Annotated in this window: 11 protein-coding genes and 1 pseudogene; 2 read left to right on the forward strand and 10 right to left on the reverse strand. The window is 71.7% G+C overall.

Features of this window, described 5'->3' with window-relative positions; translation table 11 throughout:
• Positions 1-49 precede the first annotated feature (49 nt).
• The 4 genes and pseudogenes from ACFYR0_RS06860 to ACFYR0_RS06875 form a co-directional block, all read right to left on the reverse strand.
• Positions 50-4,567: an aminotransferase class I/II-fold pyridoxal phosphate-dependent enzyme gene (locus tag ACFYR0_RS06860; RefSeq protein ID WP_389322646.1), complete on the reverse strand. Its 4,518-nt coding sequence runs from the start codon at positions 4,565-4,567 to the stop codon at positions 50-52.
• A gap of 169 nt (positions 4,568-4,736) precedes the next feature.
• Positions 4,737-5,828, reverse strand: coding sequence for a UDP-glucose 4-epimerase GalE (gene galE / locus ACFYR0_RS06865; RefSeq protein ID WP_389322648.1), 1,092 nt, complete (start codon positions 5,826-5,828; stop codon positions 4,737-4,739).
• 299 nt (positions 5,829-6,127) lie between these two features.
• Positions 6,128-6,639 (reverse strand): annotated as a pseudogene (locus ACFYR0_RS06870) (nucleoside deaminase).
• A 117-nt stretch (positions 6,640-6,756) separates the two neighbouring features.
• Entirely contained in the window at positions 6,757-7,197 is a 441-nt protein-coding gene (locus ACFYR0_RS06875; RefSeq protein WP_389322650.1) for an SPW repeat protein, read from the reverse strand.
• A 254-nt stretch (positions 7,198-7,451) separates the two neighbouring features.
• Here ACFYR0_RS06875 and ACFYR0_RS06880 point away from each other — a divergent pair, with 254 nt between their 5' ends.
• Positions 7,452-7,619 (forward strand): hypothetical protein, encoded by a 168-nt coding sequence (locus tag ACFYR0_RS06880; RefSeq protein WP_389322652.1) that lies wholly within the window; start codon positions 7,452-7,454, stop codon positions 7,617-7,619.
• Positions 7,620-7,655: 36 nt separating this feature from the next.
• Here the strand turns inward: ACFYR0_RS06880 and urtE are convergent, their stop codons facing one another.
• From urtE to ACFYR0_RS06910, 6 genes are all read right to left on the reverse strand, one after another.
• Complete coding sequence (gene urtE / locus ACFYR0_RS06885) at positions 7,656-8,348, reverse strand: urea ABC transporter ATP-binding subunit UrtE (RefSeq protein ID WP_389322654.1); 693 nt, start codon at positions 8,346-8,348, stop codon at positions 7,656-7,658.
• Positions 8,348-9,142 carry an urea ABC transporter ATP-binding protein UrtD gene (urtD, locus tag ACFYR0_RS06890; protein WP_389322656.1) on the reverse strand — a complete coding sequence of 265 codons (795 nt, stop codon included), beginning with the start codon at positions 9,140-9,142 and terminating at the stop codon, positions 8,348-8,350. Before urtD ends, urtE begins: the two co-directional genes overlap by 1 nt.
• On the reverse strand, positions 9,139-10,239 hold the full coding sequence (urtC, locus tag ACFYR0_RS06895; protein ID WP_389322658.1) for an urea ABC transporter permease subunit UrtC: 1,101 nt from the start codon (positions 10,237-10,239) through the stop codon (positions 9,139-9,141). The genes urtD and urtC overlap by 4 nt, the downstream gene beginning before the upstream one ends.
• A complete protein-coding gene (gene urtB, locus ACFYR0_RS06900; protein WP_389322660.1) occupies positions 10,236-11,132 on the reverse strand; it encodes an urea ABC transporter permease subunit UrtB in 897 nt (298 codons plus the stop codon). The genes urtC and urtB overlap by 4 nt, the downstream gene beginning before the upstream one ends.
• A 14-nt stretch (positions 11,133-11,146) precedes the next feature.
• Positions 11,147-12,403: an urea ABC transporter substrate-binding protein gene (gene urtA, locus ACFYR0_RS06905; RefSeq protein ID WP_389322801.1), complete on the reverse strand. Its 1,257-nt coding sequence runs from the start codon at positions 12,401-12,403 to the stop codon at positions 11,147-11,149.
• A 236-nt stretch (positions 12,404-12,639) separates the two neighbouring features.
• On the reverse strand, positions 12,640-13,755 hold the full coding sequence (locus ACFYR0_RS06910) for a substrate-binding domain-containing protein (protein ID WP_389322662.1): 1,116 nt from the start codon (positions 13,753-13,755) through the stop codon (positions 12,640-12,642).
• 100 nt (positions 13,756-13,855) lie between these two features.
• On the opposite strand from ACFYR0_RS06910, the gene ACFYR0_RS06915 reads away from it, so the two are divergent.
• Positions 13,856-14,308 carry a MarR family winged helix-turn-helix transcriptional regulator gene (locus ACFYR0_RS06915; RefSeq protein ID WP_389322663.1) on the forward strand — a complete coding sequence of 151 codons (453 nt, stop codon included), beginning with the start codon at positions 13,856-13,858 and terminating at the stop codon, positions 14,306-14,308.
• The last annotated feature ends 8 nt before the right edge of the window (positions 14,309-14,316 follow it).

Raw genomic sequence — 14,316 nt, forward strand, 5'->3', positions numbered from 1 at the left:
GGCTCGCGCGCCCGGTGCGTGTGCGGTACGTCGCCATCGCCCTGCCCCCTCACCCTCGGGCCGTCGTCCGCAGCGGGAAGCGTTCCGCCAGCCGGGTCAGAGTCCCGTTCAGCCGCTCGATGTCGCTGTCCGAGTTCAGAGCGGTGACCTGGATGCGGAACCCCACCCGGTCCCGCGGTACCAGCGGATAGGCCGCCAGCGTCACATAGATGCCCGACTGCCACAGGAAGACGCCGACGTCGTCGAGGTCGTCCGGCTCGGCCAGCGGCACCTCGATGATCGGCAGCCGGTCGCGGTTCAGGGTGGCCACCCCGAGCGCCTCCAGATGCTCCAGCACCCGTGCCGTCTTGCGGTACAGATCGGCCCGGATCACATCGCCCCGCCGGTCGTTGACGTCCAGCCCGGCCAGCGCGGTGGCCAGCGAGGCCGTGGGCGAGGGACCCGAGTACAGATACGGCCCGGCCGCGACCTTCAGCCGCTCCTTCAGGTCCGTGGGCAGCGCCAGGAACGCCAGCAGCGACGAGTACGCCTTCGAGAAGCCGCCGACCAGGACGAGCCCGTCGTAGGACTCGTCGGTGTGCCGCACCACGCTGTTGCCGCGCGCTCCGTAGGGGCACAGCTCCGCCGGATCGCGCTCGCCGATCACACCGAAGCCGTGGGCGTCGTCGACGTAGAGCGTGGCGTCGTACGCCCGGCATACCTCGGCGAGCGCGGGCAGGCCGGGGATGTTGCCGCTCATGCTGTTGACGCCGTCCAGGCACACCAGGCGCGGTGCGTCGGTCCGGGCGGCGGCCAGCATCCCGGCCAGCTCGTCGATCCGCTCGCCGTGGAAGCGGCGCAGGGCGGCGCCCTGGGAACGGGCCGCGACACAGCCGTCGTAGATGGTCTTGTGCGCGGTCGCCTCCACGAAGACGGTGCCCTGCTCGGCCAGGACCGGGATCACCGAGGAGTGGATGAGCGTGATGGTCGGCAGCAGCAGGGTGTCCGGAGCGCCCAGCAGATCGGTCAGCCGCTCCTCGATCTGCGGGTACAGCAGCGGGCTGCCCAGCAGCCGGGACCAGCTCGGGTGGGTGCCCCAGGCGCGTACCGCCGGTTCGACCGCGGCGATGATCTCCGGTTCCCAGTCGAAGCCGAGGTAGTTGCAGGAGGCGTAGTCGATCAGCCAGTGGTCGCCGCTGCGGATGTGCCGGCCGCGCACCTCGTCGAGCACCGCGTCGCTCATCGGGCTGGTGCGCCGCAGATGCTCCAGGCCCGACACCCGGACCAGGGGGTGCGGCGCGGGCGGGTCGGCCTGCGGCACGAGGCGGGGAGGACGGGTGTCGGGGGCGGGGGTGTCCGGGGTCGGCGTTTCCGGGGCGGGAGTGTCCGGGGTGGGGGTGCCGTCGCCCGCGGCGCGGGAGTCGTCCGGGGTGCGGGGGCCGGGGCTCGGGCCGGAGGCGGCGGCGAGGGCGGAACCGGAACCGGCCTTCGAGCCGGGGACGGAATCGGAAGCGGAGTCTGGGGCGGAGGCCGGGCCGGAGGCGCCGACGGCCCGGCCGCTGGTGTCGAGCAGCACCCGTTCGCTCTGCTCGACCGTCATCGGCCGCGCGAACAGGAACCCCTGACCGAACCGGCAGCCCATGCCCGCCAGCAGATCCCGCTGCCCCGGATCCTCGATGCCCTCGGCGATCACCTGCAGGCCCAGGGTGTCGGCGATCCGCACGATGCCCTCGACCAGGGCGACCTGCTGGGCGTCATGGGTGATGTCGTCGATGAAGGACTTGTCGATCTTCAGCACGTCGATCGGGAAGTCCCGCAGATAGCGCAGCGAGGAGAAGCCGGTGCCGAAGTCGTCGACCGCGATGTGCACGCCCAGTTCCTTCAGCGAGGACAGCACCGACTGGATCTGCGCGTCGTGCCGCAGCAGCACCGTCTCGGTCAGCTCCAGCTGGAGCGTGCCGGGCGCGAGACCGGGCGTGCGCAGCGCCTGCGCCACCTGGTCCAGGAAGCCGATGTCCCGGAACTGCCGGGCGGAGACGTTGACACTGACGTACGGCGGGTCGCCGGGCCCGGGCAGCTGCTGGAGCGCGGCGATGTCGTGGACCGCGTTCTGCAGCACCCAGGAGCCCAGCACCGCGATATGGCCGGTCTCCTCCGCGATCTCGATGAACTGCTCCGGCGCCACCGGCCTGCGGCTGCCGTTGGGCCAGCGCACCAGGGCCTCGAAGCCGACCACCTCGCCCCCGGTGATGTCCACCACCGGCTGGTAGCGCAGTGCGAACTCCCGCCCCGCGACGGCCTGCGCCAGCCGGCTCTGCAGGTCGTGCCGCTCGACCATGCGGGTGTGCAGCATCGGCTGGAACCGCCGCCACTGCCGTTTGCCGGCCGCCTTCGCCGCGTACAGCGCCAGGTCGGCGTGGCCGAGCAGCTCCTCGGCGTCGGTGCTGTCGCGGGCGGTGGCCACGCCCACGCTGGCGGACACGGTGACCTTCTCGTCGGCGAGGTCGAAGGGCCTGCTGAGCGTCTGCACCACCTGCGCGGCGAGCAGTTCGGCGTCCAGCGGGCGGCGGGCGTCCTCCATCAGCACCGCGAACTCGTCACCGCCGAGGCGTGCCGCGGTGTCGCTGCGGCGCAGCATCGCGGAGAGCCGGCCGGCCACGGCGATCAGCAGATGGTCGCCCGCCGAGTGCCCCATCGTGTCGTTGACCAGTTTGAAGTCGTCCAGGTCGATGAAGAGCAGACAGGTCAGCGAGCCCTCGCGGCGGCTGCGCAGCAGGGCGCGCTCGATGCGCTCCATCAGCAGGGTGCGGTTGGGCAGGCCGGTCAGCGAGTCGTGGAAGGCGCGCTGCGTCAGCTCGTGCTCCAGCCGCCGCTGCTCGGTGACGTCCCGCAGGGTGATCACCAGTCCGGCGACGGTGCGTTCGTCGCGGAAGTCGCTGCACCGGACCTCCACCTCGACCCGGTCCTCGCCGCGCCGCACCCACCAGTGGTCGTGGGCGTTGCGCGGCCCGTTCTCCCGGACCGAGGTGAGTTCCCGCGCCGCCCGCCGCCGGTCGCGCGGGTCCAGCAGGTCGGGCAGCGGGCGGCCGGCGAGGTCGGCCGTACCGAAGACGGACGACGCGGACGGGCTGGCGTATCTGATCCGGTCGTCGTCCTCCAGGATCAGGATGACGTCGGAGGCGTTGCGCACCAGGGTGCGGAAGTAGGCCTCGCTCTCCCGGCGCACGACCTCCTGACGCAGCACGACCCGCTCCAGGGCCAGGCCCGCGTGCGAGGCGAGGATCTCCAGCGACCGCCGGGTCTCGGTGAGCCGCCGGGCCGGGCCCGCCACCAGCAGGACCCCGCGCGCCTGCTCGGCGGCCCGCTCCCGCGGGGTCAGCGGGCACACCAGCGCCGCCTCCAGGCCGCCGACCTCGTCGGCGAGGTCCTGGCCCGGCCCGATGTGGTCCGGCCGCAGCAGCCGCGGGGCGTGCAGCCCCAGCTCGACGGCCCGGTCCGCGGGCAGCAGCACCGTGCGGTGCGTCACGTCCGGACCGAGCAGGGTGTCCACCGCGCCCTCGCAGGACCGTGCGACCTCCTCGGGCCGGACCGCGGACACCAGCGAGGCGGCCGCCCCGCGCAGGGCGTGCTCGCGGTCCACGGCCCTGCGATGGGCCACCACCATGACCGCGAGCCGCAGGAACACCAGCAGGAAGAGCACGCCGGAGAAGGCGGCGATGACCGGCGCGTGCCCGGTCGTCCCCGTCAGGCCCTCGCTGAGCAGGATGGCCGGGGCTATCAGGGTGGCCAGGGCGAGCAGCACCAGCCGGCGCGGCAGCGGGAGCAGCGACTCCCTGCGGGGCACCGGCGCCGTCAGCTCGACCATGGACGGGTGCAGCGCCGCCAGGCCCCAGGCCGTGTAGAAGATGATCCACCCGGCATCCAGCGCCGTGCCCGTCTGCCAGCTGGAGTTCAGCTGGACCAGGCCGTAGAGGATGTCGAAGCCGAGCAGCGTGGCCGTGCCGAGGACCAGCAGCTGCACCGAGCGGTTGGGCCCGGTCAGCGGGCCGCGGATGACCAGATGGGCCAGCAGCGCGAGGACGAGCACGTCGCCGAGCGGATAGGCGACGCTGATCGCCTTCTGCTGCCAGGTCAGGCCCTCCAGCTCCGACTGCGGCTGGACGAGGTACAGCCACACGGGCAGCGCCAGCCCCGCGGTGACGATCAGCGAGTCGAGCAGGCCGGCCAGGTCGTGCCCGGAGGAGCGGTAGCGCACCAGCCCGGACAGTCCGATCGCGAACAGCGGATACGTGACCAGGTAGCAGGCGTCGGCGGGGGAGGGGAACGGGTTGGAGGCGCCGAAGTACTCCTCGACCGTGTTGTAGTACGTGTCGCCCGTGATGAAGATCAGCAGGCCGGCGGCGAGCACCCACCAGGGCCAGCTGTGGGCGGGGCGGTGGATCAGGGTCCCGGTGGCGACGGCGGCCGCCCCGGCCAGCCCGATCGTCCCGTACACGATGACGAAGGAACTGGGCACCGTCAGATAGACGATCGTCAGGATCACGATCAGCGTGACGTAGGCGGCCATGAGCCGCTGGGGCGGCAGCAAGGGCGGTCGCCTCCTCGTGGGGGCGGGCGCCGGGCCGTCTTGCCTGGTCCGGGCGGATCTCGATCGTAGGCATCGCGGGCGCGCGCCTGCATCTCGTGGGGATCAGGGGCCGCCGCCGGGCGCGGCCGCGAGGACGGCGTGCACGCCGGGGAACGCGCACGTCAGGGGCTCACTCCTGGGTGTTCGCGCGCCGCGCGGAACCGGCGTAGCCGCGTGGGTTGAGCTGCTGGAAGTGCCAGGCGTCGCGGCACATCGTGAAGAGGTCCCGGGTCGGGCGCCAGCCCCAGGCGCGTTCGACCGCGCCGGCGTCCGCGACCAGTTCGGCGACGTCCCCGGGGCGCCTGTCCACGATCTCGTACGGGATCGCCCGGCCGGAGGCCGATCCGAAGGCGGCGGCCACGTCGAGCACCGAACTGCCGGTGCCGGTGCCGATGTTGAAGACCTGCATGCCGGGTGTGTCGTTGAGGTGGTCCAGGGCCACCCGGTGTGCCTCCACGGTGTCCATGACGTGCAGATAGTCGCGGATCGCGGTGCCGTCGGGGGTCGGGTAGTCGCCGCCGAACACCTGGAGCCGCTCCCGGCGCCCCACGGCGACCTGGGCGATGTAGGGCATCAGGTTGTCGGGCGTGCCGCCGGGGTCCTCGCCGAGCAGGCCGCTGGGGTGGGCGCCGACCGGGTTGAAGTACCGCAGGCTGAGTACGACGAACTCCGGCCAGTGCCGGCACACGTCCGCCAGGATCTGCTCGCACAGCCACTTGGAGCGCGCGTAGGGGTTGGTGGGGCGGGCCGGTGTCGACTCGTCGAGAGGGCCGCCGCCGGCCTCGCCGTAGAGCGAGCAGGACGAGGAGAACACCAGCCGGCGGACGTCGTGCTCCAGCATCGCGGTGAGCAGGGCGGTGGTGCCGCCGACGTTGACGTCGTAGTACGGGACGGGCATCCGGGTCGACGCGCCGACGGCCTTGTGCGCGGCGAAGTGCACGACGGCGTCCACGGAGTGTCGGTCGAAGACGGCCGAGAGGGCGCGCCGATCACGGATGTCCAACTCGTAGACGGCGCCGACGAAACGGCCGGCGATCCGTTCCACCCGGGTCAGGACCTGGGGGGAGCTGTTGGTGTAGTCGTCGACCACGATCACCTCGTAGCCGTGGTCGAGCAGTTCGACGCAGGCGTGGCTGCCGATGAAACCGGCGCCGCCGGTGACCAGGACCGTCGAGGGGGTGTCGTTCGCCCCCCTGCGGTCGTAGGACCTCCGGTTGTCCATCGCGCTCACCGGCCCCGGGGCGCCGCCGCGTGCCGCGGCCGTCCCCGGGCCGGGCACGCGGCGGTCGGGGAGGGCTCCGCGGGGGCGCCGGTCACGGCGGACGCGAACGGCAGAGCGGGGATCGCGAGGCCGGAGCCGACCCGGCGCCCCCGCGGAGCGGGAGATGGCTCAGTGCGCGTCATGACGGACGCTCCTGCACGTGGCGCTGTACGCTGACGGGGTATGTTTACGACGTATATATACGACTGTGCGCCCCTTTGAGGCCTACGTCAAGCCGTACGCCGGCCGGAGCGTCCGGATCACCTGGATCGTCCGGATCGGTCCGTCAGGCCGCCCTCGCGCCCGAAACGGCGGTTCATCGGCGTCCGCACCTCGGGCACCAGCTCCGGGACGGGCCCACCACCGTCACGCCGGGTGCCACCTCGTCGATCGGCAGCGTGCGCACCGGGGGCGCCGGGGCGCCCAGCCCGCTCAGCCAGTCGCCGATCTGCGCCGAGGACGCCACGTGGACGATCCTGCCGAGACCCACCCAGGCGTGCGCCGCCGCGCACATCGGGCAGTGCTCGCCCGAGGTGTACACCGTCGCCGCCGCGCGCTCACCGGGGGTCATGTGCTCCGCCGCCCAGCGGGCGAGCGCGAACTCCGGATGCCGGGTGCGGTCGCCGTCGGCCACCCGGTTGCGGTCCTCGGCCGGAACCCTGCCGTCCGCGCCCACCAGCACCGACCCGAACGGCTCGTCGCCGGCCTCCACGGCCTCGGCCGCGAGCTCCACACGCCGCCGCAGATGAGCCGGCTCACCATCCACCACCATGCTCCGCCTCTCCTCCCCCCGAGATCGCCCCACCCGCGCACGTCCGCGCCCGGGTGAGGGGCCGGTCCGCCTCGTGCGGACCGGCCCCTCACCCTTCGCCCCACTCCTCCTTGCGGTCTACGGCTGAGGCGTGCTCTTGGCCGCCGTGGCGGCGCAGAGCATCCCCAGCACCAGGGCCAGGCCGCCGATGATGACGTTGTTCAGGATCACGCCCGCGTCGGGGCTGTCGCCGACGATCCACGGCGAGGCGATCATCCACGCACCGAGCGCGCACATGGCCCAGCTGAGGCCGTACATGCGTTCGGGGGCCCGGGTGAAGCCCAGGGCCAGCACCGCGATGGCGAGGCCCAGGATCAGGTTGTGGACCACCAGGTCGGGCTGGCTGGTGGTGTAGTGGACGATCCACGGCGATACGGCGCAGTACAGGCCGAGCAGGAACACCGGCCCGTCCACGAGCGCCACATCACGACCGCCGAGCATGCGGGCGTACCTGGCCCGCATTTCGGAGACATCGGGGTGAGTCGTCATGTCACCCCTGGGATGCGAGACGTTGGCCATGACTCGTCTCCTTTGACTCGCAGGCCGACCGCGTCTGAGGCGGTATGCGGACAACAGTCGCGTATCCGCATTCTGCGCTTATATCACCTTTATGTGTAGAGGTGCGGCAGTGCGGGCCGCTTCCCGTCACCGCTCCGGACGGCGGGGCGCGGTGACCTCGGACGAGGCGTGCGACAGGGTGGCGTGTCCGCGGCAATCCGGGGCATGCGCATGGCAGGAGGGTGTCCGTCTCCGACCGGGAGGTGTCCGCGGCTGTGAGCACGAAGGTACTGGAACGGTTTCCCGCGGGAGCGCCGCGCGGATCGTGGCCGGCCGAGGAGTACGCGGCCCGGCTGCGTGCCGAGGGCGAGCCCGCCACCGTGGTGATGGATCTGGAGTCCGACTCCTTTCTCGTCGTGGTCGCCACCGGCGAGCGGGTCTGAGAGCGGCGGCGGCCCGGCGACGGCCGGGCCCCCCGCTCATACGCTGAGCGCCTCCCGCACCCGGTCGGCGGCCTGTTCGCCGCCCGCGCCCGAGGAGGTCACGCGGCCGGCCTCCAGGACGTAGTAGCGCTCGGCCGCCCGCATGGCGAAGCCGATGTGCTGCTCGACCAGGAGCACCGACAGGCCGCCGCGACCGGCGAGGGCGAGGATCGTCGACTCGATCTCGGCCACCACCGACGGCTGGATGCCCTCGGTCGGCTCGTCGAGCAGCAGCAGCCGCGGCTCGGTCACCAGGGCGCGGGCGACGGCCAGCTGCTGCCGCTGGCCGCCCGAGAGCAGCCCGGCACGCCGTCCCGACAGCGCCCGCAGCGCCGGGAACAGGTCCAGCGCCTCGGCCACGGCGGCCCGGCCGCGGCTGCGGCCGTCGGCGACGAGCCGGAGGTTCTCGGCGGTCGTCAGCTGCGGGAAGCACTGCTGGCCCTGCGGGACGTACGCCATGCCCCGCGCCACCCGCTCGTGCGGTCTGCGGCGGGTGATGTCCTCGCCGTCCAGCATCACCCGGCCCCCGAGCGGCGTGAGCAGGCCCATCGCGGCGCGCAGCAGGGTGGTCTTGCCCGCGCCGTTGTGCCCGAGGACGGCCGCCACACCGTCCTTCGGCACCTCGACGCGGACGCCGTGGACGACGGTGCCGCGGTGGTAGCCCACCCGGATGTCCTCGATGACCAGCATCACGCCTCCCGCACCGCCGCGTCGACCGGCGCCTGGCCGGAGGTGGCCCGCGGTGGTGGCTCGGCGGCGGACGCCTGGCCGAGGTAGACCTGCTGCACCTTCGGATCGGCCTGCACCTCGGCCACCGTCCCCTCACTGAGCACCCGGCCCGCGTGCAGCACGCTGACGCTGCGCGCGAAGGACCGCATGAAGTCCATGTCGTGCTCGATGACCACGACCGTCCGTTCCTCGCTGATGCGCCGCAGCAGTTCGCCGGTCGCCAGCCGTTCGTCGTGGCTCATGCCGGCCACCGGCTCGTCCAGGAGCAGCAGCCGCACGTCCTGCACCAGCAGCATGCCGATCTCCAGCCACTGCTTCTGGCCGTGCGCCAGGGTCCCGGCCGGGGAGTCCGCCAGTGCGGTGAGCCCGACGGTCGTCAGGGCTCGCGCTACGGGTTCGGGCACGCCACGGCGCCGGCGCAGCATCGTCCACACGCCCCGGCCGGCGCCCGCGGCGATGTCGAGGTTCTGAAGAACCGTCAGTTCCTCGAACACGGTGGCTGTCTGGAAGGTGCGGCCGACTCCCGAGCGGGCGATCCGGTGCACACTGCGGCCCAGCAGCTGCTCGCCGCCGAACCGCACCGAGCCCTGTGCGCGCACGAGTCCGGTGACCGCGTCGACGAGGGTGGTCTTGCCCGCGCCGTTCGGCCCGATCAGGAACCGCAGGTCACCGGCGCGCACATCGAGATCCACCCCGTCGACGGCCGTGAACCCGTCGAAGGACACCCGCAGTCCGCGTATCTCCAGCTCGCTCATGCCGCTTCTCCCACTGGGGCGGCGGAAACCGTCCCGCGGGCGGTCCTGCGCCGTACGAGCACCGTGAGCGAGGCGATGCCACCGGGCAGGAACGCCAGCGCCACGATGAACAGCAGTCCCTGGAAGTACGTCCAGGCCGCCGGGAACTCCTCCGACAGCGCGGTGCGCGCCCAGGCGACGGCGAGCGCGCCCAGCACCGCGCCGACCAGGCTGGCCCGGCCGCCGACCGCGGCGCCGATCACGAACTCGATGGAGGGCACGATCCCGATCAGCGCGGGCGAGATGATGCCGACCGCCGGCACGAACAGGGCGCCCGCCAGGCCCGCCATGCCCGCCGCGACGACATAGGCGACGAGTTTGACGTTGGCCGGGTCGTAGCCCAGGAAGCGCACACGCTCCTCCGAGTCCCTCACGGCGACCAGGAGTTCGCCGTAGCGGCTGTGGATCAGCTGACGGGTGAGCGCGACCGTCAGCAGCAGGGCGGCGGCGATGACGAAGTACACCATCCGCTGGTTGACCGGGTCCTGGAGGTCGTAGCCGAAGAACCCGCGGATGTCGGTGAGGCCGTTGGTGCCGCCGGTGGTGGCCTGCTGCCCGATGAGCCACAGCGCGAACGCGGCGGCCAGGGCCTGGCTGAGGATCGCGAAGTAGGCGCCCTTGACCCGCCGCCGGAAGACGAACGAGCCGAGCAGCGCGGCGACCGCCATCGGCAGCAGCACGGTCGCCGCGAGCGCGAACACCGGGTTGCCGAACGGCCGCCACCACCAGGGTAGTTCGCTCGCGGAGCCGTAGAGCTGCATGAAGTCGGGCAGGTTGCCGGGACCGGCGTCGGCGATCTTCAGATGCATCGCCATGGCGTAGCCGCCGAGCCCGAAGAACACCCCCTGCCCGAGGGTGAGCAGCCCGCCGCGCCCCCAGGCCAGGCAGATGCCGACCGCGACCAGGGCCGTGCACAGGTACTTGGCGAGCAGCCCGAGGCGGAAGTCGGACAGCGCGAGCGGCGCGACGGCGAACAGCGCGACGGCGGCGCCCGCGAAACCGGCCCACGCCCTCAGGCGCCCGGTGCGCGGGGTCGTGGAGGGGACGTCACGGGTCATACGAGACTCCTCGTGCGCAGCGTGTACAGCCCCTGGGGGCGCCACTGGAGGAAGGCGACGATGGCGACGAGGACCAGCACCTTCGCCACGCTGACGGTGGTGGAGTACTCCAGCACGGACTGGAGCACCCCGAGTGCGAACGCGACGATCACGGTGCCCCGCAGCTGCCCGATCCCGCCGACCACGATCACCAGGAAGGCGTCGATGATCACGTTGGTGCCCATCGTCGGCCCGATCGGACCGATCAGGGTGAGCGCGACCCCCGCGACCCCGGCGAGGCCGGAGCCCAGGAGGAAGGCCGTGCGGTCGATCCGCCCGGTGGCGATGCCGGACACCTCGGCGAGGTCCCGGTTCTGCACCACGGCCCGGATCCTGCGGCCGAGCGGTGTCGTCCGCAGGATCAGCGACAGCGCGATCACCGCGGTGAGCGCCAGCCCCAGGATGAACAGCCGGCTGGTGGCGACGGTGAGCGGGTCGTCGCCGCCGATCACGGTGACGTTGCCGGTGAGCCAGTCGGGCGCCCGGGTCTGCACGTTGGGCGCGCCGAAGACGTCCCGGGCGAGTTGCTGGAGCATCAGTGAGACGCCCCAGGTGACCAGAAGCGTGTCCAGCGGCCGCAGATACAGGCGGCGGATGAGCAGCATCTCGAGCAGCACGCCGAGCAGCCCGGAGACGAGAAAGGCGACGGGCAGCGCGACCAGCAGCGAGACTCCCGCGCTGGAAACGGACTTCTGGAGGACATAGGTCGTGTAGGCGCCGGCCATGATGAACTCGCCGTGTGCCATGTTGATGACGTTCATCTGGCCGAAGGTGAGGGACAGTCCGAGCGCGATGAGCAGCAGGACCGCACCGATGGACACGCCGGTGAAGGTCTGACCCAGGATCACGGTCATGCGGGTGCCTCCCCTCAGGACAGGCCGGCGGCCCAGGCGTAGCCCTTGAGATACGGGTCCGGCTCGACGGGCTTGCCGGAGTTCCACACCTCCTCGATCAGGCCGTCGGAGCCGATCCTGCCGATCCGGGCCGTCTTGGCGATGTGCTGGGTGGCGCCGTCCACGGTGACCGTGCCCTCGGGGGCGCCGAAGACGATGCCGTCGGAGGCGGCCTTGACCTTCTCCGGGTCGAACGAGCCCGCCTTCTCCACCATGGCCTTCCACAGATAGACCGAGGTGTAGGCGGCCTCCATCGGGTCGCTGGTCGGCTTGTCCCGGCCGTACTTCGCCTTGTACGCCTTCACGAACTTCTCGTTCGCCGCGCCCGTGGTGGTCTGGTAGTAGTTCCAGGCCGTCAACTGGCCCGCCAGGTACTGCGTGCCGATCGACTTGACCTCCTCCTCGGCGATCGACACCGAGACCACGGGCAGGGATGCCGCCGTCAGCCCGGCCGACTTGTACTCCTTGAAGAAGGCCACGTTGGAGTCGCCGTTGAGGGTGTTGAACACGGCGTCGGCCTTCGAGGCCTTCACCTTGTTCGCGATCGTGCTGAACTCGGTTGCGCCGAGGGGGGCGTAGTCCTCGCCGAGCACCGTCATGCCGTTGGCCTCCGCGTACGCCTTGATGATCTTGTTGGCGGTGCGCGGGAAGACGTAGTCGCTGCCGACCAGGTACAGCTTCTTCAGACCTTTGCCCTTCAGATAGTCCAGTGCCGGGACGATCTGCTGATTGGTGGTCGCGCCGGTGTAGAAGATGTACGGGGACTGCTCCAGGCCCTCGTACTGCACGGGGTAGAACAGCAGCGACCTGTTCTTCTCGAACACCGGCTTCACGGCCTTGCGGCTGGCGGAGGTCCAGCAGCCGAAGGTGGCGGCGACACCGTCGTCCTGGATCAGCTTCTGCGCCTTCTCGGCGAACGTGGGCCAGTCGGAGGCGCCGTCCTCGCCGACCGGCCGGATCTTCTTGCCGAGCACTCCACCGGACGCGTTGATCTCGTCGATCGCCAGGCGCAGCGCGTCCCGCACGGTGACCTCGCTGATCGCCATCGTCCCGGACAGCGAGTTGAGCAGACCGACCTTCACCGTGTCACCGCTGACGTCGATCTCGGCGGCCTTGTCGGAGGGCGCCGCGCCCGAGTCGGTCTTGGCGCCGCAGGCGGACAGTACGGCGACCGTGGTGAGCGCCGCGCCCGCGGCCAGGAGACGACGCCGGGGAATGGATGAGCCGCTGATCAAAAGAACCCCCTCGGGTAGGGAGGAAGGGAATCCTCCCGAAGCGGTCCACAGCCTCAAGTCACCCTGTTTCCACGGCGTTTCGCGGGACTTTCCCCGAGGCAACAAAAAACGCCCCGACCTGCTGCGGAGTGGCTTTCGAGGCCCTTCACGCAATTCGCCCGAGGCATTCTAATAATTCCTGCGGGAAGTATCTGGAAGGGGTGACCGGCTGTCAAGAGGTCTGTATCCACCGCCTACTTGGCGCACCAGCTCCGCAGATCCAGTTCGGTGAGCACGTCGAAGTCCAGCCCGTCCGCGCGCGCCAGATAGATGCGCTGGCGCACATGGCGGTCCCGCAGCCGCAGCAACCCGCGCGGGCCCTCGTACGACACCGTCTCCGCCGCCGCCCCGACCGCCGCGACATCCGTCGTCCCGGCCTTCCTCAGCAGCGCCGCGAGCAACAACACGCCCTCGTAGCAGGATTCGCCGAGGCTGCCGAGGGCGGGGGCGTCGAGGCCGTAGCGGTCCGCGTAGCTGCCGTGGAAGTCGAGGGTGTCGCGGTTGGCCAGGGAGGCGAAGAAACCCGCGGTGCTGTAGAGCCGGCCGGTGGCCGAGGGGCCGCTCGCCAGCAGCATGTTCTCGTCCATCAGCGTGCTCAGCCGCAGACAGCGCGCGTCCAGCCCGGCGGCGGCGAAGGCCCGGTTGAAGCGCACCGCGTCGCCGCCCACCAGCAGCATCAGCACCCCGTCCGCGTCCGACCGCTCGATGCGGCGCAGCACGGGCCCGAAGTCGTGGGTGCCGAGCGGGAGATAGACCTCGCCGCCGATACCGGACCCCGTCGCGCGGGCATAGCCGTGCGCCGCCCGCGCGGTGCGCCGGGGCCAGACGTAGTCGTTGCCGACCACGAACCAGCGCCGCACCAGGTGCTCGCGGCTCAACAGCGCCATGGCCGGGCGCAGTTGGTCATGTGGTGTCTCGCTGGTGAGGAACACGCCCTCGGTGTGCTCCCCGCCCTCGTACAGGGCGGTGTAGACGTACGGCACCCGCTGGGCGATCCTCGGCACCAGGGCCTGCCGTACCGAGGAGATGTGCCAGCCGGTGACCCCCTGCACGACGCCCAGGTCCACCAACGCCCCGACCTGGTCCGCCACCTGACGCGGCGGCGCGCCGCCGTCGACCGGGATCAGCCGCAGCTCGCGGCCGAGGACACCGCCCTCGTCGTTGACCCGTTCCGCCGCGAGCTGGGCGCAGTTCTCACAGGTCGGCCCGAACATGCCCGCCGGACCCTGGAGCGGGAACACCAGCGCCACCCCGAGCACGGAGCCGTCGGCTGTGAACCACTCGGGCGCGGGCGTCTCGTGCCGGAACATGGCGTCATGATTTCGGGTACCAGCGGTGAACTCCAGTGTGTCTCATACGATGTACGCACCTCGTGACCCAGGACTCCCGAAGCCAGTCCCTAGGAGCAGGATGGCCCCCTCGTCGCCGCGCCGGCCGAACGAACTGACCCAGCTGCTCACCCGGGCGGAGCGGGCCGCGTCCCGTCGGCTCCAGGCCGCCCTGGACGCCGAGGGCTGCTCCGTGGAGACCTGGCGGGTGCTCGCCCTGCTCTCCGACGGTGCCGGGCACCGGATGACCGAGGTGGCGCGGGCGGCCTTCCTGCCGGCCCCGAGCCTGACGAAGCTCGTCGACCACCTCGTCGAGCAGAACCTGGTCCACCGCCGCGTCGACCCCCTCGACCGGCGCCGCGTCCTCGCCCGTCTGACCCCGCGCGGCCAGGAGTACTGGCGGCGCGTCGACCGCGCGGTACGGGCCGGCTGGCCCGGCCTCGACCCCGGCGAGGAGGATCTGCTGCGGGCCCTGCTGGGCCGGCTCGTGGTGACGCTGGAGGAGCGGGCCGTGCCCCGCTCGGCGCAGGTGTGACACACGGC

It is taken from the genome of Streptomyces sp. NPDC005017, assembly GCF_042873115.1.
Classification (GTDB): Bacteria; Actinomycetota; Actinomycetes; order Streptomycetales; family Streptomycetaceae; genus Streptomyces.

What these genes read in the sequence shown, in the direction of transcription:
- galE (WP_389322648.1), bottom strand. Translation starts at nt 5,828, where the DNA reads ATGGACAACCGGAGGTCCTACGACCGCAGGGGGGCGAACGACACCCCC.
- ACFYR0_RS06875 (WP_389322650.1), bottom strand. Translation starts at nt 7,197, where the DNA reads ATGGCCAACGTCTCGCATCCCAGGGGTGACATGACGACTCACCCCGAT.
- urtE (WP_389322654.1), bottom strand. Translation starts at nt 8,348, where the DNA reads ATGCTGGTCATCGAGGACATCCGGGTGGGCTACCACCGCGGCACCGTC.
- urtD (WP_389322656.1), bottom strand. Translation starts at nt 9,142, where the DNA reads ATGAGCGAGCTGGAGATACGCGGACTGCGGGTGTCCTTCGACGGGTTC.
- urtC (WP_389322658.1), bottom strand. Translation starts at nt 10,239, where the DNA reads ATGACCCGTGACGTCCCCTCCACGACCCCGCGCACCGGGCGCCTGAGG.
- urtB (WP_389322660.1), bottom strand. Translation starts at nt 11,132, where the DNA reads ATGACCGTGATCCTGGGTCAGACCTTCACCGGCGTGTCCATCGGTGCG.
- ACFYR0_RS06910 (WP_389322662.1), bottom strand. Translation starts at nt 13,755, where the DNA reads ATGTTCCGGCACGAGACGCCCGCGCCCGAGTGGTTCACAGCCGACGGC.
- ACFYR0_RS06915 (WP_389322663.1), top strand. Translation starts at nt 13,856, where the DNA reads ATGGCCCCCTCGTCGCCGCGCCGGCCGAACGAACTGACCCAGCTGCTC.